The organism is Corallococcus exiguus, from assembly GCF_009909105.1.
Lineage (GTDB): Bacteria > Myxococcota > Myxococcia > Myxococcales > Myxococcaceae > Corallococcus > Corallococcus exiguus.
The window spans coordinates 416405-436578 of sequence record NZ_JAAAPK010000004.1 but is presented as its reverse complement, the minus strand read 5'-3'; the positions used below and the strand labels follow the sequence as shown (position 1 = coordinate 436578).

19 protein-coding genes and 1 pseudogene are annotated in these 20174 nt (G+C 67.5%); 13 read left to right on the top strand and 7 right to left on the bottom strand.

What is annotated here, in order from left to right; translation table 11 throughout:
- Positions 1-174: 174 nt before the first annotated feature.
- From GTZ93_RS17915 to GTZ93_RS17905, 3 genes and pseudogenes are all read left to right on the top strand, one after another.
- Positions 175-972, top strand: coding sequence for a chymotrypsin family serine protease (locus GTZ93_RS17915; protein WP_139914906.1), 798 nt, complete (start codon positions 175-177; stop codon positions 970-972).
- A gap of 160 nt (positions 973-1132) precedes the next feature.
- Positions 1133-2278: pseudogene (locus GTZ93_RS42830) on the top strand (fibronectin type III domain-containing protein); the annotation flags it as partial.
- A gap of 269 nt (positions 2279-2547) precedes the next feature.
- The gene (locus GTZ93_RS17905) at positions 2548-3225 is read left to right on the top strand and encodes a S8 family serine peptidase (RefSeq protein ID WP_167548169.1); all 678 of its coding nucleotides are present in this window, start codon (positions 2548-2550) and stop codon (positions 3223-3225) included.
- An 80-nt stretch (positions 3226-3305) separates the two neighbouring features.
- On the opposite strand, the gene GTZ93_RS42820 is transcribed toward GTZ93_RS17905, so the two are convergent.
- Positions 3306-3440, bottom strand: coding sequence for a hypothetical protein (locus tag GTZ93_RS42820; protein ID WP_257978893.1), 135 nt, complete (start codon positions 3438-3440; stop codon positions 3306-3308).
- Positions 3441-3497: 57 nt separating this feature from the next.
- On the bottom strand, positions 3498-4094 hold the full coding sequence (locus GTZ93_RS17900; protein WP_139914909.1) for a macro domain-containing protein: 597 nt from the start codon (positions 4092-4094) through the stop codon (positions 3498-3500).
- A gap of 54 nt (positions 4095-4148) precedes the next feature.
- Between GTZ93_RS17900 and GTZ93_RS17895 the strand changes: the two genes are divergently transcribed.
- A complete protein-coding gene (locus tag GTZ93_RS17895) occupies positions 4149-4874 on the top strand; it encodes an alpha/beta hydrolase family protein (protein WP_139914910.1) in 726 nt (241 codons plus the stop codon).
- On the opposite strand, the gene GTZ93_RS17890 is transcribed toward GTZ93_RS17895, so the two are convergent.
- Positions 4861-5970, bottom strand: coding sequence for an energy transducer TonB (locus tag GTZ93_RS17890; RefSeq protein WP_139914911.1), 1110 nt, complete (start codon positions 5968-5970; stop codon positions 4861-4863). The two genes, GTZ93_RS17895 and GTZ93_RS17890, sit on opposite strands and share 14 nt — an antisense overlap.
- Before the next feature lie 139 nt (positions 5971-6109).
- Here GTZ93_RS17890 and GTZ93_RS17885 point away from each other — a divergent pair, with 139 nt between their 5' ends.
- The 3 genes from GTZ93_RS17885 to GTZ93_RS17875 all read left to right on the top strand — a co-directional run bounded on the left by GTZ93_RS17885 (position 6110) and on the right by GTZ93_RS17875 (position 8351).
- Positions 6110-6502 carry a RidA family protein gene (locus GTZ93_RS17885; RefSeq protein WP_121776252.1) on the top strand — a complete coding sequence of 131 codons (393 nt, stop codon included), beginning with the start codon at positions 6110-6112 and terminating at the stop codon, positions 6500-6502.
- A 192-nt stretch (positions 6503-6694) separates the two neighbouring features.
- Entirely contained in the window at positions 6695-7441 is a 747-nt protein-coding gene (locus GTZ93_RS17880; protein ID WP_139914912.1) for a hypothetical protein, read from the top strand.
- Between the two features lie 76 nt (positions 7442-7517).
- Positions 7518-8351 (top strand): sugar phosphate isomerase/epimerase family protein, encoded by an 834-nt coding sequence (locus GTZ93_RS17875; RefSeq protein WP_161662891.1) that lies wholly within the window; start codon positions 7518-7520, stop codon positions 8349-8351.
- 14 nt (positions 8352-8365) lie between these two features.
- Here GTZ93_RS17875 and GTZ93_RS17870 read toward each other — a convergent pair whose 3' ends face one another.
- Positions 8366-8647 carry a hypothetical protein gene (locus GTZ93_RS17870; RefSeq protein ID WP_139914914.1) on the bottom strand — a complete coding sequence of 94 codons (282 nt, stop codon included), beginning with the start codon at positions 8645-8647 and terminating at the stop codon, positions 8366-8368.
- A gap of 290 nt (positions 8648-8937) precedes the next feature.
- Here GTZ93_RS17870 and GTZ93_RS17865 point away from each other — a divergent pair, with 290 nt between their 5' ends.
- The 6 genes from GTZ93_RS17865 (at position 8938) to GTZ93_RS17840 (ending at position 15575) form a co-directional block, all read left to right on the top strand.
- On the top strand, positions 8938-9507 hold the full coding sequence (locus GTZ93_RS17865) for a hypothetical protein (RefSeq protein WP_139914915.1): 570 nt from the start codon (positions 8938-8940) through the stop codon (positions 9505-9507).
- Positions 9508-9575: 68 nt separating this feature from the next.
- On the top strand, positions 9576-10052 hold the full coding sequence (locus GTZ93_RS17860; protein WP_139914916.1) for an SRPBCC family protein: 477 nt from the start codon (positions 9576-9578) through the stop codon (positions 10050-10052).
- A 163-nt stretch (positions 10053-10215) separates the two neighbouring features.
- Complete coding sequence (locus tag GTZ93_RS17855; protein ID WP_306464171.1) at positions 10216-11778, top strand: sensor histidine kinase; 1563 nt, start codon at positions 10216-10218, stop codon at positions 11776-11778.
- Positions 11775-13127 carry a sigma-54-dependent transcriptional regulator gene (locus GTZ93_RS17850; protein WP_139914918.1) on the top strand — a complete coding sequence of 451 codons (1353 nt, stop codon included), beginning with the start codon at positions 11775-11777 and terminating at the stop codon, positions 13125-13127. The genes GTZ93_RS17855 and GTZ93_RS17850 overlap by 4 nt, the downstream gene beginning before the upstream one ends.
- A gap of 181 nt (positions 13128-13308) precedes the next feature.
- Complete coding sequence (locus GTZ93_RS17845; protein WP_120575193.1) at positions 13309-14880, top strand: SulP family inorganic anion transporter; 1572 nt, start codon at positions 13309-13311, stop codon at positions 14878-14880.
- Positions 14877-15575: a carbonic anhydrase gene (locus GTZ93_RS17840; RefSeq protein WP_139914919.1), complete on the top strand. Its 699-nt coding sequence runs from the start codon at positions 14877-14879 to the stop codon at positions 15573-15575. The genes GTZ93_RS17845 and GTZ93_RS17840 overlap by 4 nt, the downstream gene beginning before the upstream one ends.
- 148 nt (positions 15576-15723) lie before the next feature.
- Here GTZ93_RS17840 and GTZ93_RS17835 read toward each other — a convergent pair whose 3' ends face one another.
- From GTZ93_RS17835 to GTZ93_RS17825, 3 genes are read right to left on the bottom strand one after another with little or no spacing between them, the layout of a single operon-like run.
- Positions 15724-16914, bottom strand: coding sequence for a tyrosine-type recombinase/integrase (locus GTZ93_RS17835; RefSeq protein ID WP_139914920.1), 1191 nt, complete (start codon positions 16912-16914; stop codon positions 15724-15726).
- Complete coding sequence (locus tag GTZ93_RS17830) at positions 16911-17162, bottom strand: helix-turn-helix domain-containing protein (protein ID WP_120561459.1); 252 nt, start codon at positions 17160-17162, stop codon at positions 16911-16913. Before GTZ93_RS17830 ends, GTZ93_RS17835 begins: the two co-directional genes overlap by 4 nt.
- Positions 17159-19888, bottom strand: coding sequence for a bifunctional DNA primase/polymerase (locus GTZ93_RS17825; RefSeq protein WP_161662890.1), 2730 nt, complete (start codon positions 19886-19888; stop codon positions 17159-17161). The genes GTZ93_RS17830 and GTZ93_RS17825 overlap by 4 nt, the downstream gene beginning before the upstream one ends.
- Positions 19889-20174: the final 286 nt, after the last annotated feature.

Sequence of the window (20174 nt, the reverse complement as noted above, 5' to 3'; positions counted from 1 at the left end):
ACCGCTCAGTGAGCTGTACGGCTGACGCCCCAGCGAAGCGCGTCCTTCCCGGCCAGCGCTGCGTTATCTTCGGACGCAGCGCTCCGGTGTGAGCCCATCCTCCACGAGCCGGCCCGCGCTGGCACATGGATTGCTGCCGCCCCTCCTGCACCCCATTCCATCCCCAAGGACGCAATGCCAACGACGCTCAACAGGAAGCCCGCGCCGCCTGAAGAGACTCACATCCAGGTGACGCCCGGGCTGTCCATCAGTGGTGCGACCATCGCGGACAAAGGGACCCTGGGTGCGTTCGTCCAGATTGGAGGCGTCAATTGCCTTCTGACGAACCACCACGTCGCGTTTTCCGATGAGGCCGAGCAACAGAAGGAGCTCCAGCAGCGGATGCCCATGCGAGCAACCTTGTACGAAAGGCCGCTGCCGGCCTGGTGGACCAAGGCCACGACCAACAAGTTGCTCCCCATCTTCCACCCCAAGTACGGCGGGGGTGGAAATCGCTTGGCGCGTGTCATCGCCTATGCGACGCCGATGCTTGCCAACAAGGCGCTGGATGTCGCCATCTGCCCCTTGGAAGACAACGTCAACTTCAGCTTCTACGCCCGAGGGAATCCGCCGTATCTCATTGGGCCAGCAGTGGCCCCACGCCTGGGCATGATCGTGAAGAAGTCAGGGGCGGTGACCGGAGTCACCTACGGGCGGGTTCATCATCTCGACGACAGAATGCTGATCATCCAGGCAATCCAGTCCCCTGTCACCAATGACAAGGGCGTGCAGTTCGTCATCATGCCCTTCGCAGGCGGCGCCGTCGCCGACCATGGCGACTCGGGGTCCGTCTGGGTCGATGCCGAGACGAATGAGGCGGTTGGGCTGCTTTACGCCGGAAAGTACGACCTGGAGACCCGGGACAACTACTCGCTCGCCACGCGAATGGACGTTCTTGAGAGGGAATTCAAGTTCACGTTCACGAGGAACTGACCCTCCTATTCGCTCCCAGAGCATCCTTCCCATATCACTGGCGCTGAGACGTAAACGCAGACGCGCCCCAACTGTTCGGCAAGCCAGCCCCCCTGGAATGTCAGACGGGAGGAGCAATGTCTTCAACTCCTGACGCCCCCTGACAGGAGAAAAAACGCGAATGCGAACTGCCTTGTTGTTCCTGACGACGACCCTCATCGGTGTCGGTACGCTCGGGTGTGGAGCGGAGCCTTCCTCCGCAGTGACAGTCCAGAAGCAAGCCATTGCAGCCCCCTCGGGTGTCACCGCGGTCGCGGGCATCCGGGAGATGACCGTCTCCTGGAGATACACGCCGGACGGCACCGGCAGCCCCCTCGCCTCTTTTGAAGTCGTGGCCACGCCTGGAGGAGCCAGGGTCGTCACGGGCCCCACGGCCCGGAGTACCGTGGTGACGGGGCTGGCGAATGGGACGACCTACAAGTTCACCGTGACCCCCATCCTCACGGATGGCACCCGCCAGACTTCGAGCACATCCGCTTCCGTGCGCACCTTCGACGTCCCCACCAGTCCCTACTGGCTCACGTACAGGGCGGGAGACCAGCAGGTGGAGTTGAACTGGAACACCTCGTCGAACGGGGGACAGCCCATCCAGGGCTATACCGTCACCGCCTCCCCCGGAGGGCAGACGTATCTCTCCACGGGGCCGTCGCTTGTCGTCACCGGGCTCACCAATGAGCAGCCGTACACGTTCACGGTGGTGGCCACCAACGCCGTGGGCAGTTCACTGCCTTCCTATTCGACGGGCCCCCTGCGGCCCGCGGCCCTTCCGAGCGCGCCCCAGAGCGTGACGGCGACGGCGGGCATCCGTTACGCGACGGTGCGCTGGACGGCCCCCACCAGCAATGGCGGTGCGGCCATCTCCGGATATGTCATCACCACGCAACCGGGCGGCCTCACCCAGCTCGTGGGCTCCACCGTGACCTCCGCGACCATCGGAGGCCTGGCCAATGGCGTGACCTATACCTTCGACGTGGCCGCCCAGAACTCGACGGGGACGGGGACCGCGGCGACGTCCAGCGCGGTCACCACCCCCTCCCTCCCCTCCGCGCCCATCAACCTCACGGGCGTCTTCCACCAGGGAAACCTCGAACTGGATTGGCGTCCGCCTGCCTCTGACGGAGGCGCTCCCGTCACCTATTACAGGCTGACGTCCACGCCCGCGGGCGCGGAACGCACGGTTCCCGCCAACCTCCTGGTCGCCTCCATCTCCGGGCTCGCGCTGGAGACGCCGTATACGTTCACCGTGAGCGCGCTGAGTGGGGTGGGTGAAGGCCCGCCGGCCTCGTTTGGCCCCGTCATCACGCGCCCGCAGCCCCGGGCGCCCACGGATGTCCGCGTCACCTCCACCGTCCAGGGCGCCGTCGTGCTCTGGAACCCGGCGACCGCACCCGCGGGAGATGCCGTCACGGAATACCAGGTCACCGCGTCGCCCGGTGGGGGCTCCGTCACCGTCCCGGCGGGCACGCACATCGCGACCGTGCCGGGCCTCGTGTCCGGCAACACCTACCGCCGTGGTTCTCGAATCACGGTCCGACGGTGGCGCTCGCGGCGCCCGGGGAGAATGTCCTCTCGACGTACAACTCGGGCACCACCGTCCCGGGGAGCGACACGTATGACTACAGCTCCGGCACCTCCATGGCCGCGCCGCACGTGGCGGGCGTGGCAGCGCTGATGTTGTCGGCCAACCCATCCTTGCGAGTCGACGCGGTGACCTCGCTGCTGCGCTCCACGGCCAGGCCCTTCCCGGCGAACTGTATGGGATGCGGCGTTGGAATCGTCGACGCGACCGCCGCCGTGAATGCCGCAATCAGCTACGGAGCGGCCAACCCCCTCGCCCAATCGAGCTTCTTCGTGCAGCAGCTCTACTACGACGTGCTCAAGCGCAAGCCAGACACCTCCGGGTGGAACTACCACCTGGGTCTGCTGAACGCGTGCAATGGCGACCCGACGTGCGTGGCCTCCACCCGGGCCACCATCGCGCTCGACATGCTCCGGTCGCCGGAGAGCCAGTCGATGTACCCCGAGCTCAACCCGTCATCGCCCAACTACGACGACGCCTTCCTCAACCACGTCTATTGGAAGTTCCTCCAACGCACCCGCGACCCCGACGGCGTCCTCTTCTGGTACCGGTACCTGCTCGATACGGGGGATTACAGGGGCGTCGTCAACGGCCTCATCACGTCCTCGGAGTACCGGCAGCGCTTCGGCCCGTAGGGAGGAACCCGGCACGCGCCGGGTGGCAACAGGGAGGGCAGGCGGTCCGCGTTGGGAGGTGCACGCGGCCCCCTCTTCCGTCACCGCGCGCGCGGCGGATTGCTGACCACATTCACCGTGGCCGTGGCGCTGGCCACGATGCCGAACTCATCCTGGTTGATGATCAGGTCCACGGTGTGAGTGCCGCGCGCGCCTGGAGGCACGGTCTTGGTCATCGTGACGCGGATTTCAAAGAGGCTCCCTGCGTGAGCCTCGCGGCGCGTGCCTCCGCGCTAGACGGAGCGCATCGCGCGGTGCACGAGGTGGATGTCCCGGAAGGACGGGATGCGCGCGGGGTCGAGGACGTGCATCAACGCCATCCGCATCTGGACGGCGCAACGCCGGACATCCATCCCGCCGATGCCGGTGCCGAGCCCCGGGCAGACCAGGGTGCGAATGGCCTGAGCGCCCGCGGACTGGTTGTGGCGCTTCACGGCGAGCAGGACGGCGCGGAACGCGAGATAGGCGTGAACCGTCTGCGCGATGCTCTCCGGGATGCGCATGGTCGGCGCGGCCACGAGAAACGGCCAGCGCGTATCTCCGGAGGGGACGACCACCGCGGCGCCGACGGGAAGCTCGCCGTGGTGCTCCGCCAGGATGGCGCGCTGCACGGCCTCCTGGACCTGGAGGCCCAAGGTGTCGCGGATCGCCAGGTCCAGTCCGCCGTCCATGATGCCGAAGCTGTTGGCTGGACTGACCATGGCGTCCGTCGGAATGGCGAAGAAGTCCTCCTCCCGCGCGGCGACGAAGTCGAACGGTTCAAAGGCTTCCGTCCAGGCCCGCACCAACTGCGGTGAGCGGTCGATGAGGTAGATCTTCTCGGGGAGCATATCCTGGGGTCTAGCACTTCGCGGCAAGTGCCCTCGTCACAAAGGAGTCTGGCCATGAGTCTCCACACGTCGCGCTTCGTCCTGGCCCGGGCTCCCGTGCTGGGCGTCCACCAGGGGTCGAGGCAGGAAGCGCTCCGCCGGGGCGTGGTCCTCTTCTTCCACGGACTGGGCGGGGGCAAGGAGGTCCACGAGCGCGAGCTGCGACTCTTCGCGGACCAGGGACTCTTCGCGGTGGGGGTGGACGCCGTGGGACACGGCGAGCGCCGCTTCCCGGACTTCGACGCGCGCTTCGCCGATGGGAATCCCCGCTGGCTGGAGGAGTTCCTCGACGTGGTCGAGTCCACCGCGAACGAGGTGCCCGCCCTGATCGATGCGCTGATAGGGGAACACGGCGCCGACCCGGCTCGCCTGGGAATCGGCGGTGTCTCCCTGGGCGGATACATCACCTACGCGGCGCTCGTGCGGGAGCAGCGGCTGCGCGCCGCCGTGCCGTTCCTCGGATCACCAGAGTGGGGCCTGCCCAGGCCAGCCAGCCCGCACCACCACCCGCAGCGCTTCTTCCCCACGGCCCTCTTCAGCCAGACCGGAGGGAAGGACGACGTGGTGCCTCCCGGTCCCGCGAAGGCGCTCCACGTGCAGCTGACGCCCCTCTACGCCGAGGCACCGGAGCGGCTGCGCCACCGCGAGTTCCCGGAGTCCGGCCACATGATGCGAGAAGCGGACTGGCAGGAGGCGACCCGCGACGCGGCGGACTGGCTGTCACGCTTCATCTTGCGCTAACGGCCGGGGCCGCACCGCACGTGGCTTCGTACTCCTGGAGCCTGTGCTTGAAACGCTCACGTTCAGGGGAGGGCCACTCGCTGGGCAGCTCGTCCACGGCCTGCCGTTGCGCGGCCAGTGCCTCGGCACACCGATAAAGCCCGAAGTGCGCTGCGGCGGCGGTTTCCAGCACGTAGGGATTGGGGTGTTCCCGCTGCTCGGAGTCATGCAGCGCGGGGCGGATGGCCGAAAGGGCAGCGGCGTACTGCCCCGCCTGGACCTGCCGCCATGAATGTTCCGTGGCGACCCACCGGGCCCGGGGCGCCAGCGCGTATGCCCGTTCGATGACCTCCGGATACTCCGGAGCCTGGGGTTCGTGCAGGGCGAGTTGCATGGCCAGGTTGATCCAGGCCGCCGGGCTCTCCGGGAAGCGGGACACCCTCAGCCGGGCCCATCCCATCTTCTGCTCCAGGGGCAGCTTGTATTTGTAATTCCCTCCCCTGCTGCACGTGACGGCGAACAGGTACTCCGAGGCGAACCGGTGGCCGGCGAGCGTCGCGGGCTGGAAGGGGTGCGCGCCCAGTTGCTCGATGAAGCTCCGTGAGAACTCCCCCGCCCCGTCCTCGATGACATCGCAGCCCCGCATCCGCCCGTCCGCGGAGATGTGGCATTGGACGATGACCACCGCGAACTCGACGCCCCCCGGGAGCTTCTTCACATCCGGATACCTCAACGGGTGCTCGCTGCGCTTGGGCTCCTGGAACTCCTCCTCCAGGTACGTGCATGCCGGCTCATGGCCCGCGTCACACGCGGCCCGCAGGTCCCCCAGCGCCCGGAGGACCTCGCCCTCCGTGGGCTTGCCCTTCAAGGTCCGGACGACCTCTTCGTGGACGAGGGCCGCCTGTGCGGCATCCAGCTCCAGGGAGGGAGCATCGGTCTGCGCCATGCGGAGGACGGGCACCCCGAAGTTCTCCGCATCCAGGAGATACGGATAGGAGGCCTTGTGCCTCAGGTAGGCGTCCATCGCCATGGTCAGGTGACCATGGTTCGCGTTGGGAGGAGGAAGGCCGTAGTGGCTGCATCCGGACAACAGCCCCAGCACTGAAAGAATGAGCAAGCACCCGCGCATGGACGCGCAATCTAGACGTGCCATTGTCCTGCCGGGAATCGCCGCCCGGTGTGGGGAGCCGCACCGGGAGAACGGGCTGCGTCAGCAGGCCGGGCAGGCGCCCCTGCCGGACAAAGGAGACACACCCATGACGTCAGCGAAGCATCAGCCCATCGTCGCGCCTGGACTGCCCAAGCCCGCGGGCCCGTACTCTCCCGGCATGCAGTTGGACCGGCTGCTCTTCATCTCCGGCCAGGCGGCCAGGGACCCTTCCACCGGAGTGCAGGCCGACGGAATCGAAGCGCAGACGGAGCAGGTGCTGCGCAACCTGGAGCGCATCCTCGTGGCCGGCGGCTCCAGCCTCCAGCACGTCCTGCGCTGCGGCGTCTTCCTGGTGGACATGCAGGAGTTCGCCCGGATGAACGCCGTCTACGAGCGCGTCTTCGCCGGTCACCGGCCCGCGCGCACCACCGTGCAGGTCTCCGCGCTTCCGGACGCGGGCCTGCGCGTGGAGATTGATTGCATCGCCTACGTGCCTTGATTCGCCAGAGACGGAAAGCGCTGGGAAGAGCCTCTGCCCGGGTCAGCATGGCCACGTGCTGGGAATCCGTGGCGGCATGACTCGCCTGTCAGCCATCCGCGGACCACGGTAGGGCAACGCCTCCCCGCTTCCAGTGTAGGGCTTCCCTGGCATGGTGGTTGCGTATGGGGCCGCCACCACGACGGGGGACCCATGACGCCACATCGCATCTGCCTGCTCATGTTGTCGTTGGCCCTCCCTGGCGCCTCCGTCAGCGCCGAGGAGCTGGCTCCGGCATCGGCCCGGGGTTGGTTCGAGAACCCCACCCGCACGCGCGGACTGCTCGGTTCAACGGCGCTGCCGCTGCATGCGGGAGAGGGCTTCGTCGGACAGCAGGCGTTCTTCGCCACCGTCGCGCAGGTGGGCCTGAGCGAGCGCGTGTCCGTGCACCTGGCCACGTCGACCCCGTTCCAGCTGGTGTATGGCGACACAGCCTTCAGCCTCATGGGGGGCATCAAGGTGTCCACGCCGCTGACCGAGAAGCTGCATCTGGCGTTCGGCATGCAGGGCGGCACCTATGACAGCGACTTCCCTGGCTCGCAGGGGCTTCACAACGCCGCCGCCGCCTACGGCACCCTCACCTACGGGACGGCCGACGCAAACCTCTCCCTTACTGTCCAACCCATCTACGTCTGGGCCCGGGAAGACAACGGGGGCTTGATGGTGTTGCCCATGTTGGGAGGCTTCCTGCGAGTCAGCGAGCACTGGGGCTTCGCGGGGGAAGTCGCCATCTCACCGGTGCCCGCCATGTCCGACGCGTTCGCCTTCGCGACGGCGGGCGCGCGGTTCATGGGGCCGCGGTGGTCCGTGGACCTGGGGATCCTCGCCGGAACGCAATTGCAGCACCAGGACACCCCCGCCTTCGTTCCCGGAGCGTCTTTCCTGTACCACTGGCGCTGAAGCGCAAATGCAGACCTGGATTGTCCCCCTTCCCTCGAAGTTCAATCCCGTGACGATGCGGACGACTGCTTTCCTGATGCTCCTGGCATTCGTGGGCTGTGCTGAACCACGGCGCTCCGAGCCACCCGAGGCTCCGCTCGGTGCGTTCAATTTCACGCTGGAGTCGCGGCCGGTCGCCGCGCAGGTGGAGCTGCTCGACTCGCTCGGATACTCCGGGGTGACGCTGTTCTGGCCGGGCCGCGAGGCCTTTGACAGCTACGCCCGCCAGCCCGCGGTGGAGGCGGGGCGGGTGCGGCTTCCCGCCGTCCTCTTCGGCCTGCCCTTCGACACGGCCTGGGACCGCGAGGAGCTGAACGGGATTCTGGCGGCGCTCGCGCCCAGGCGGACCGCGCTGTGGCTCATCCTGATCGGTCCTCCTGGCGCGAAGACGGCCATGGTCGCCTCGGTTCGTGACGTGGTGGACCTGGCCACCGCGCATGGCGTGGACGTCGTCCTGTACCCGCACGACGGCGAGGCCATCGAGAACGTCGAGGAGTCGCTCGCGCTGATGGCCGCGGTCGACCGTCCCCGCTTGAAGACCTCGCTCCACCTCTGCCACGAGCTCAGGGCGGGCAACCGCGACCGGCTGGCGGAGATCATCACCACCGCCGCCCCCCAGCTCGCCCTCGTGAGCATCCACGGCGCCGCGCGCGAGTTCGACCCGAACGCCTCCACCTGGTCCGACGTCATCCAACCGCTGGACCGGGGCAGCCTCGACGTGGGGACCAAATACCTGCTCCCCTTGCGCCGGGCCGGCTACGACGGCCCCGTGATGCTCCACACCTTCGGCATCGAGGACCCACCGGAGGAACACCTCCGCCGCTCGATGCTGAAGTGGCGTGAGCTGTCGCGCCTGGCGGGGCCTGGCTGAGGGGCGCGGTCACCTCAAGGGCAGACCCATCGCCTGTTCGAACAGCTGCAGGTGGCGGTCCTGCAAGTGCTTCCGTCGTACCAGGAGCACGCCGTCGTGCCGCCGCCATTCCCGCAGTTCGTGAAGTTCAGGGCGTCGCAATCCGGCGCGATACACGTACAGCTCCCGTCGGAGCACACCGCGGCCTCGGAGGTGCCCACGGGCGTGGGGCTCGAGTCGCGGACGTCGCCACAGGCCACCAGCAGCAGCCCGGACAACAAGGACAGCAGAGCGGATTTCTTCAGATGGGTTCGCATGGCTTTACGCTCCTCATTCAGAAAGAGCGTACTCGCATTGCCTTGTCGCGGGAAACCTACGGTGGCGATGCGTAGGGAGGAATTGAGCCTGGAGCCCGTGCTATCCCGGAGTCATGCCCCCATCCCGCGGCCAGCTCACCGGAGAAACGTCCATGCGCATGTCATTGATTCGGGGTCTTGTCGTGGCGGTGATGTCCTGGGGCGCGTCCGCGTCCGCGCAAACGAGCTTCTCTCTCACCCCACCCTGCGCACCGGGGCTCTGTGGCGCGTCGCGCCTGGGTGCAGCGGCCATGAAGCCAGCGGGCGCGGTGGGTGATTCGCAGTACATCGAAGTGGATGTCGCGGCGACGCAGTTGCTGCAGTCCAGCAGTGAGCACATCGCCATCAGCGGCTTCGCGAACGGCCACCCCTTCACCTCCAGCGGTGCGTTCGGCACCAACGCACCGAACGGTGGCATCGGCATCGCGCTGGGGCGCATCGACACCGCGTCGCACCCGAGCCGCCCCGTGGACCCGTCGGACTCGAAGGTGGAGTTCGCCATCGAGCGGTTCGCCTGGAATGACATCTACGGGTCGGACATCCTGCACTGCGTGTCGTTCGACAAAGCGGCGCTGAACGGCGTATGGAAGCTGCGCATTGGCATCTACGTGTCGTGCGTGGGCACGACGTGCAGCGCGTCCGCATCGCTGGAGGATCCAGTCACCTTCGTGCAGTTCGGCGCGGTGTCCAGCAGCGGCATCACGCTCGCGAACCCGAACACGGCACGCCGGCCCCGGTACGCGGTCACCAACTTCGCGGCCGAGCCGTTCAACTACAGCGCCACCTTCTGGGTGCGCTCGGAGTCTTACAACTCCTACTAAATCTGGGCCTCATGCTTCACTGAAACAACAGGAGAAGGTCCATGGACGCAAGAACAGAGAGTGAACCCGTGAAGAACGTCACCACGACGGAACGGAAATCCGAGCGCGAGTTCGTCGTCACGCGAACCGTCAACGGCCCGGCGCGCATCATTTTCGAGGCGTGGACCAGGCCCGAGCTGCTCAAGCGGTGGTGGGCACCGAAGTCGTTTGGGATTTCCTTCATTTCCTGCGAGGCCGATGTTCGTGTCGGGGGCACGTACCGTTTCGTGTTCGGCCACCCTGCCTCGGAGCAGCCGATGGCGTTCTTCGGTAAGTACATCGAAGTGACGCCGCACTCGCGCCTCGCCTGGACGAATGAGGAAAGTGCTGAGGGGGCCGTCACCACGGTGACCTTCGAAGAGGAAGGCGGCAAGACACGGGTCGTCGTGCACGACCTCTATCCCTCGAAGGAAGCTCTCGACGGTGCCATCGCCTCCGGGAGCACCTGTGGGATGGTCGAGACGTTCGAGCAGCTGGACGAGCTACTCGTCGCCCTGGGCGTCTAGAGCAGAGGCCTTCACCGCGGCCACGCAGAGCCGGTCGAAATGTGTTGATGATGGGCCCATGTCGCCGCCCCCGGCCCATCCCTCCCTGACCTCTCTCGTACCCCCACCGGGCGAGCTTCTTCGCACGCAGAGAAAAGCGGGCCGGTCCGCCGTGGTCGGCCTGATGCTCCTCTGGTGCGCCGCCTTCGTCAGTCCCTTCGTGACCTACCAGGCGGACGTGAAGGCGGCGGAGGGTGAGCTCCTCGTTCACCTGTCGGACCGCGCGGGCCTTCAGGCCCAGGCACTGGGCGCGCATCTCGGACTGCTGCGCTCGGAGCTGCAACGGCTGGCGGAGCACCCGTCGCTCAGACCCGAGGACGGAGCAGCAGGCCCCGAGGTGGCGCTGCTCGAGAACGCCTTCGGCCACACGTCGCTCTTCTCGGCCGGAGTCGCGCTGGTGTCAGCGAACGGCCAGCGCATCTGGAGCGACCCGTTGAACATGCCGCTCGGGCGCACGCCGCTCACCTCGCGCCCGTGGTTCCGGCGGATGGTGGAGAAGCGGGCCGCGTCGGTCGGACTGCTGGACGAGGAAGGTGGAGGCCTCATCGCGGTCGCGGTCCCCATCGTGCGCGACGACCGCGTCGTGGGCCTCCTCGTGGGCGAGCTCGCGACGGCGAGCGAGCTGCTCCCGGTCCATCGCGGGACGAACGAGTCCATGGTCGCGCTGCTCGGCGAGCGCGGCCGGCTCCTCCTGCCGGCAACGCCCCCGCCACTCCTGCGCCAGCCGGAGCTCGCCGCACACCTTCGCCCGCTGGTGGAGACTCCCGGGGCCATCACGCTCGGAGGCACGCGGCTGCTCGGCGCGGCGGCGCTCGTCCCCGGAACCGAGATGCTGCTCGCCGTGCTCGAGGACGAGGCGCGGGACCGCGCGCTGCTCAAGCGCCGCTACCTGGGCCAGCTCGGCTTTCACACCGCGCTGCTCGGCGGAGTGCTCCTCCTCTTCACGGTGCTCCTGCGCCGCTCCTACCGTTCGCTGATGGCCGCCGAAGAACAATTGCGGCGCCAGGAGACGATGGCGGCGCTCGGCACCGCCTCCTCGCTCATCGCCCACGAGGTGAAGAACGCGCTCAACAGCATGCAGGCCGCGCTCAGCATGATTCGCGCGAAAGGAGGGGAAACGACGTTGCCTGTCCAGGCGCTGCGTTCCCAGGCGGACCGGCTCGGCCACCTCGCCCGCTCCTTGCTGAGCTTCGCCTCCCCCCAGTCCACGCAGCGGCGCAGCTGTGAGATGTACCTGCTCGTCCAGGACGCGCTTCAAGCCGTGCGGCTCCTGCCGGAAGCAGCGGATGTCACCATCGAGACCACACTGCAGGAGGGGCTCTTCGTGAAGGGGGACCCGACGCTGCTGGTCTCCGCTGTCGACAATCTCATCCGCAACGCCGTCGAAGCCGGGGCCGTGGCCCATGACACAGGCCAGCAGCCGACGCCTCGCGTCGAAGTCCGGCTCCTTCGCGAAGACACAGAGGTGGTGCTCGTCGTGGAGGACAACGCGGGAGGAGTGCCCCCGGCCTTCGAGCCCAGGCTCTGGGAGCCATTCGCGGTGGGCCGTTCGAAGGGAATCGGGCTCGGGCTTCCGATGGTGCGCACGGCCATCCGCGCGCATGATGGCGGAAGCGTCTCCTATACACGCGTGCCCGGGGGCAGCCGCTTCACGGTTCGCCTTCCGCTTGAGAAAATGGCCTCATGAGCACCTCCCTGCTGCTCGTCGATGACGACAGGACCTTCTCCTCGCTCGCGGCGTCCATGCTGAGCCAGGAGGGTTTTCGCGTCCGGGTCGCGCGCTCGCTGCATGAGACCCGCGCCGCGCTCGCCGCAGAGGCGCCGGACCTCGTGCTGCTGGACCGGAGGCTGCCGGACGGAGATGGGCTCGTCTTCCTGCCCGAGCTGCGTGCCCAGCTTCCGGGGACCGTCGTGCTGATGGTGACCGCGCACGGAGATATCGAGAGCGCCGTCGAAGCCATCCGCGCGGGTGCTCGCGACTACCTGAGCAAGCCGGTCGAGATTGACGACCTGGTGTTGCGCGCACGCCGCGCGGCAAGCGACCTCCAGCTCCAGGAACGGCTGCGCCAGGCGGAGAGCGTCCTCGAAGGACGGCATCGGATGGCGGAGCCCCGCTCGCCAGCGATGCAGCGAACCCTCCAGATGCTGGAGCGGATCGCCACCACTCCGCGAAGCCCCGTCCTGCTGCTCGGAGAGACCGGGACCGGGAAGGCGGTGCTCGCCCGCCACCTCTACGCCTTGCGCCAGAAGCAGGGCGCCTTCGTGCAGATCAACTGCGCCGCGCTTCCGGACACGATGATGGAGAGCGAGCTCTTCGGGCACGAGCGCGGCGCCTTCACGGATGCGAAGACAGCGAGGCGCGGGCTCGTGGAGCTCGCGAGCGATGGGCTCCTCTTTCTCGACGAGGTGGGTGAGCTGCCGCTCGCGCTCCAGGCGAAGCTGCTCACGTTTCTCGACAAGGGGGCCTTCCGGCGACTGGGTGGGACGACGGAGCTCACGAGCACCGCGCGCATCGTGGCGGCCACCAACAAGAACCTCGAAGCGGAGGTCGCCGCCGGGCGCTTTCGCGAGGACCTCCTCTTCCGGCTGAGCGTGTTCCGGGTGGACGTGCCCCCCTTGCGCGAGCGTCGCGAGGACGTGCTGCCGCTCGCACGGACGCTCGTGCAGGAGCTCTCCTCGGAGCTCGGCCGGCGCCCGGTCCCCTTCTCTCCCGCCGCCGAGGAGCGCCTGCTCAGCTATCCGTTCCCCGGCAATGTCCGGGAGCTGCGCAACGTGCTGGAGCGAGCGCTCGTGCTCGAAGGCGGGCCCACGCTCGAGCTGCAGTCGCTCGCCAAGGGAGGCGGCGCGCCGGCCGCGGTCGACCCCAACGCATTCTCCGTGTCAGGCCCACCCCGGTCGCTCGATGAAGTGGAGCGGCTCTATGTGCGCCACGTGCTCGAGCAGCTCGGAGGCAGGCGCATGGAGGCGGCCCGCGCACTGGGCCTTTCCTATCCGACCTTCCTCCGCCGTCTGGAGGAGAACCCGCCCTCGGAGTGAAGGACTTTAAAATTCGTTCATCGTCCGGGCCGCGGGCTTCAAGTTTCTTTCATCGCCTGCTCTTGAAGCGCCACGCCCCCGACGGGGAGTGCCCGGGACGGGCTGGCACAACGCTTGCGTAGCTCCCCTTGTCACCTCGAGCCCGGGTTGAGGCCCGGCGGATGACAGGGGAGCTCAAGCAATGACTTCGGATGTAAAGGCAGCAGAGGCGAAGCCGTCGTTGAAGGCGATCCTCGCTTCGGATTTGCCAGCTTCGCTGGTGGTGTTCCTGGTGGCCCTGCCCCTCTGTATGGGCATCGCGCTCGCCTCTGGAGCGCCCATCATGGCGGGCCTCATTGCCGGCGTCGTGGGAGGCCTGGTGGTGGGCCTCATGGGTGGCGTGCCGCTTCTCGTGAGCGGCCCCGCGGCGGGACTCGCGGTGATGGTCTTTGGCTTCATCCAGCAGCTGGGCTTCGCCGTGACGTGCGCGGCGGTGGCCGCGGCGGGACTCGTGCAGGTGGCGCTCGGCGGGCTGAAGGTGGCGCGTTCGGCGCTGGCCATCTCGCCGGCCGTGATCCACGGAATGCTCGCGGGCATCGGCATTCTCATCGTGCTGGGGCAGGTCCACATCGTCCTGGGTGGCTCTCCGCAGAGCAATGCCTGGAACAACCTGCGGGAGTTGCCCGGGCAGGTGCTGAACCTTCATGGAGCGGCCACGCTGCTGGGCCTGATGACGCTGGGAGTCCTCATCGCCTGGGGGTTCCTGCCGAACGGGCGGCTGAAGAAGGTCCCGGGGCCGCTGGTGGCGGTCGTGGGCGGGACCGTGGTCGCGGCGGTGATGAACGCGGACGTGGCGCGGGTGCAGCTGGCGGCGGATGCGCTGTCGGCCATCAAGCTGCCGGCCCTTCCGGAAGGCTCCATGTGGGGCGCCTTCTTCGTGGCCGTGCTGTCCCTCGCCGTCGTGGCGAGCGCCGAGTCGCTCCTGAGCGCCGTGGCGACCGACAAGCTCCACACGGGCCCGCGGGCGAACCTGGATCGCGAGCTGCTCGCGCAGGGCGTGGCGAACACCCTCTCCGGTCTGGTCGGCGGTCTGCCCATCACCGGCGTCATCGTGCGCAGCGCGGCGAACATCAACGCCGGCGCGAAGACGCGCTGGTCCGCGGTGCTCCACGCGGTGTGGATGCTCGCCTTCATCACGCTGCTGGGGAGTCTGGCGGCGTACGTGCCCCTGACGGTGCTCGCCGGCCTGCTCGTGCACGTGGGCCTGAAGCTCGTGAACCTCGCCCACATCCGGGAGCTGCGGCACCGCGGTGAGCTGCCCGTGTACCTCATCACCGTGGCCGGCGTCGTGGGCATCAACCTGCTCGCGGGCATCGGTCTGGGACTCGGCGCGGCCATCCTCCGGCTCCTGTGGCAGCTCGGCCAGGTGCGCGTGGAGATCCACGCCGCCAATGGCGTTCACCAGGTCTGCATCAGCGGAGCGCTGACGTTCGTCGGCGTGCCGAAGCTGTCGACGGCGCTCGCGAAGGTTCCCGCGGGCTCCAGGGTGGAGGTGGACGTGGCGGTGAACACGCTCGACCACTCCGGCTTCGAGGCGCTCGAGAGCTGGGCGGACACGTATCGCAAGACGGGCGGCACCGTGACCATGGAGCCGCTCGAGGATGTCTGGACTCGACGCAGCGCGCGTGCGGCCCCCACGGCGGGGCCTGCCGCTCCATCCCATTCCTCCCCCGTTCATCACGTTTCGACTCTCTCCCCCGGAGGTGTGCAGTGAAGAAGCTCATCAGAGGCCTGCTCGATTTCCAGCGCCACACCTTGCCCTCGTACCGGGCGACCTTCGCGCGGCTCGCGAAGGGGCAATCCCCTGACTGCCTCTTCATCAGCTGCTCGGACAGCCGCGTGGTGCCCAATCTGCTGGTCTCCACGGACCCCGGTGACCTCTTCACCGTGCGCAACGTGGGCAACCTCGTTCCGCCGGCCAGGCCCGGTGGCCAGCCCTCGGCGGACCGCGGGGAGGCGGCGGCCATCGAATTCTCCCTGGGCTTCCTGCCCATCGAGGACGTCGTGGTCTGCGGACACTCGAGCTGCGGCGCGATGAAGGCCATCCTGGCCGGAGGCGCCGTGGACGGAGCGCCGAACCTCGAGCAGTGGCTCGCTCACGGCTCTCCCTCGCTCAAGGCGCTGCGCGAGAAGAACACCCAGGTGGGCGAGGGGCTGCCGGACGCGGATCGCCTCTCCCAGCTGAACGTCCTGGTGCAGCTGGAGCACTTGAAGACCTACCCCATCGTGCGCGACCGGCTCGCGGCGGGAACGCTGCGGCTGCACGGCTGGTGGTTCGACATCGGGGCGGCCCAGGTTCACGCCTACCGCGACGACCTCGGCCGCTTCGTGCCCATCGACGAGGCCGAGGGAGATCGCCTCCTGACGTCGCTGACGGACGAGCAGCCCGCGCTCCGCGCCGTCCAGTAAGGCAGCATCGAGCCTCGGTGCACGCCGGAGGCCACGGGTTCAAGTCCCGTACTCCTCGCCACAGAAGGCCCAGCAATCCTAACGGGTTGCTGGGCCTTCGCTTTTTCTGCGTCCCGTCATGTGCCCCCCATGTGCCCCTCCGGCGTGGCTAGCCCGGAACGGCGTGCGCTTGCGGGATGGGTCGGTCAAGCGCCTGCACCGCGCTCTCCCGCGCTTCGGGTGACAGGTGCGCGTACCGCATCGTCATGTCGATGGTGGCGTGCCCCATCAGCTCCTGGATGACCTTGAGGGGGATGCCCCGCATCGCGAGGTGGCTGCCGTAGGTGTGGCGCAGGTCGTGCCATGTGATGGCACCCTGTTCGCGGGTGATGCCCGCCCGGCCCACGGCCCGTGTCAGCCGGTGCTCGGTCATGCTGGCGGTGAGGGGCTGGCCGTCGGGCTGGCAGAACACGTAGGGGCCGCGCAGGTGGCGGTGGCCTTTGAGAGCGTCCACGGCCGATGTGGGCAGGTCCACTGTCCGTCCCCTACCTCCCTTGGGCAGTCCCGTCACCCCCTGCCAGATGGAACGGCGCACCTGGAGCTTGCCGCGCGGCAAGTCGAGGTCGCCCCACTGGAGCCCGATCAGCTCTCCGTGGCGAAGTCCCGTCTTGAGCGCCAACAGGATCAGCGTCCGCCACTCCGGTTCCGCCGCGTCGATCAGTCGCTCGGCTTCCTCGAAGGAGAGGAAGTCGAAGGCGGGCTTCGCCGTCTTGAACAGCTTCACGCGCGGGACGTGTTCGAGCACGCCCTGTTCCTGGGCCAGTGCGAGCAACTTGTGCAGCACGGTCAGGACGTTGTTGACGGACTTGAGACTCAGGAGCTTGCCCCCGGCGCCCTTGCGCTTGCGCAGGGCATCCTTTGAGGGGGCGTCCTTCCTGCCGGGAATGCCCGCTGGCTTCTTCCGCATCGCGGACTTGAAGTCCTCGATTTCCGCTGGACCGATTGCATCAAGAGGCGTGTTCGCGAACGCGGGGAGCAGGTGGTCATCAAGGATCTGCCGCTTGGTGATGACGCTGGAGTGCTTGTTGTTGTTCTCGCTGTACGTGATGAAGCGCGGGACGAACTCGCCGAAGGTGAGGATGCGGCCCGGCTCGTGCTGCTTCTCCTTCCCGAAGGTTCCAGTCAGCAGGGCGTGACGGACCTGACGCTCGTACTCTTCAGCGCCCCGACGGGTGTTGATGGGCGATGCCTTGCGCACTCGCTCCACCTTCCCGCTGGGGTGCTGGTACTTCACGTCCACCCACCACGCCTCCTGCACCTTTCCCTCCTTCGTCTTCCACTTCCGCTGCCTGACGCTCATGGCTTCTCTCCGAGCGCAGGACCGCTGTTACCCGGCCGCCATGCTAACAACGCGTCGCGACGGATGCGGATGGATCTGCGGAGATGGAGAACTCCCGGCACCTGCCCCAGTCGGATCGACTCGTAGAGCGTCTTCCGGTTCACGCGCAGGAGCGTTGCGGCCTCGTCCACGGTGAGGAAGTCGAAAGCCGCATGGGTGGGCGCGTCCGCTGGTGACCTGGGCCCGTTCTGGCAGGCGCGACGGCTCATGACGTCACCTTCCCCATTTGCGACGGGAGCGCATGGATCCGCTGGACGTTCTCCGCACCTGCCTTCTCGTCATCCAGCACCAAGCAATAGGCACGCACACGCTTGCCCGCGACGGAGACCTTGCGCGTCAGGTGGCCCTCTTCCTTGAACACCAATCCCTTCGCGGCAAGCTCCGTCATCACCTGTCGGGTGTCGAAGCGTCCTTCCCTCGCGATGTCGTGCATCGTCGTCTGGAAGATGGCGACGACACGTCTCCCGCTGGAGTCCCTGTCGTCCATCAGCATCCCGGGGCGTTTGATGGGGACAGGGCTTTCAAAGCCAGCCCAGTTCGCGGCGACGTAGCTCATGATGAAGTCATAGGCCGCATCGGCTGTCGTCCTCGTCTCGCGGGACTCCTTCAACACCGCCGCGCAGAAGGCGTGCCCCGCTTCGAGCGCGGCTGCCTGGGCGTGGGCATCGGCCTCGCCGCAGATGTGGATGCGCGCGAGTAAGTCGGCCAACACGAGGAGCGCGGCGTAGCGTGCTTGCTCCGTTGTCTCCGTCACCATCTGGGCTGCAAGCTTGCGGTGCAACTCGCGGAGTTCGTCGAGTCGTTCCGCGCCCGCGTAGTGCTCCATGAGAGCGCGGATGAAGGCGGGCCCCGCGTGGCCGTGGTGCTTCTCCAAACCTTGATGCGTCAGCGTGGCGAGGCCCGCGTCCCCCAATGGCTGGGCGCACACCTCCAGCGTCCGGTTCTTCGCCCCTGCCGCGCCTCCAATCTGCAACAGCGGCTTCTCCCCCGAGATGAAAGCCAGCGAGCGCCAGGTCTTCCGCGTGCGCAGCTCTCCGGTCTGCGTCGCCCGCGCGCCACTCGTCTCCGTCCCCACGATGTAGGCCATGAGGTTCGTCATCCCCTCGCGCGTGACTTGGGTGTCGTCAATCCAGGTGGGTAGGTCGCGGTGACGGGACAGCTCTCCCTGCAACGCGGCTGACGAGACGTCCCCGCTGACCTTGAGGCCAGAAGGACGCCCCCACACCGACGTGGTGGTGGCCTGCACGGCGGACTTCCCCGTTCCAGAGGCACCCCAGATGGACAGGCACATGCTGCGCAGGCCCAAGAGGCGCAACAGGGGTGCCGCGAAGCCAGCAGCCCACGCCATTTCAGCGAAGGGGCTCCTGTCACGAACGGCCAGCATCAAGCGCAGGTGTTCATCCGCCGAGCCCCGCGGCTCAAGCGCATCGAGGAAGGCTGCTTCTCCGGGCATGATGACGCGGCCGGGCTCGCCAATCACCTGCCGTCCCACGACGAAGCTCTTCATGTCGTGGGACCAGCCGCTCTGGGTGAAGATGCGCACCCGGGGCAAGCTCGCGTGACTGTGCTGCTCCTGGGCTTGGAGGAAGTCCTGGACCTTCTTGCTGTTGCTGCTGGTGAGGGGGGCTCCGCGACCGGCCAGTTCCAGGATTTCGTTTCCCGAGACCTTGGCGCGCGGCATCGTCTCCACTCGCTCGCGGTGCCCGTACATCCACCGCGCCGTCACGTAGCAGGTGCCGTGCTCGTCCTCCCCTGTTTCGGTGATGTTGATGGGGGCGGCGGCGATGGTGGAAAGGTTGCCCTTGTCGGTGAATTTGAAGATGCCGAGCGACTGGCCATCGTAGATGGCGTAGCCCGGAGCTGCCATCCAGCCATCAGCGCCAGAGGGCGCATCGAGGGTGGGAGGAGCCCCGGTTGACGGGCGGGAATCGGCCGTGCCTCTCAGTGCGGCGGTGATCAGCACGGACTCGGCCAGCGCGGCGCCGTAATCCTCATTGATTCGTCGGAGGCGCTCCGCAACATGCGCGGTGTCGTGCTTCGCGCAGTTCATCGCCGTCACGGACGGAGCCAAGAGCCGCAACAGGGTTGCGTCCGATGCCTCGGGAGCCTTGAAGCGCAGGTACGAGAGGAAGGCCCAGAGGTTCCCTTCATGATGCCCAGTGGGGAACAAGGGCTGGCCCTGCTTCATGCGCTTCACCGCCGCCGCATGCTCCGTGGCGCTTGTCGCGTGCCACCGCGTCCAGAGCTGGGATTCGGTGAGTCCATCCCCGGTTGGGGACTGCCACATGCTCACCGCGGCTTCCCCCTTCGCAAGCGTGGGCCGCGTGCGCTTCGCCTGGGCTGCATCGCGAACCCACTGTGGCGCTTCGGCGGGTGGAACCTCGGAGGGGGACGCTCCCTCAAGCCATGCGTAGCGCTCTCCCGTGCGGTGGATGCTCGGGGGAGCGATGACGTAGCCACCATTGCCCCGGGTGTCGATACCGGGCGCGAGGCTGCCAGCCTTCGACACCATGCCCGCGTGGCGGAAGTAGACGTGACAGCCGCCGCCACTGGTGCGGGCCGTGACGGTATCGGGCAGCTCGCCTCGCTCCTCCTCCAGCCTCACGAGGGTCGCCACTCCGTCGGCCTTCGCGTCCGCGTCCACAACATCCACGCCGGAGAGGGCACCCGTGGCGATGGCGACGTTGGCGAACGGCCACTGCTGCCACCACTCGCGGATCTGGGCCTCGTCCGTCGTGGCGTCCTTCACTCCGTTGCGTGTGCGTGGGTGTTTACCCGCTTGGCTGCATTCCGCTCCCTTGGGGCAAGCGCAAACGAGGGCGCCGGAGGGCGCGCGAACGGGCTCGAAACAGGGGAAGACATGCCAACCGCGCCCCGCGTACTCCAGGGCGGCGGCTTCCAGTGAGGGAGTCGAGTTCGGGTCAGAGGCTTCCAAGGGACATCCGAGGGCAAAAGAAGGGAATCGCGGCGAGCCCAAGGGCTGCTGCGCTGGCCACCCGGTGCAAGACCGGGGCGGATTGAGTGGCGGGGCGGAAAGCGGGGCGGGCTTAAGCAGCGAGAATCACTAGAGAATCTGGCGACCTGCCCCGCTGCCCCGCTGTTTCAGCGGAACACACGCAGTGGTGCATGGAGAGAATGAGAGGAGTTGAATGTCTGCAATTGCTCTCTGGGGTATGTTCTTCTCTTTCTCTCTCTTCTTTGAAACAGGCGGGGCAGGCGGG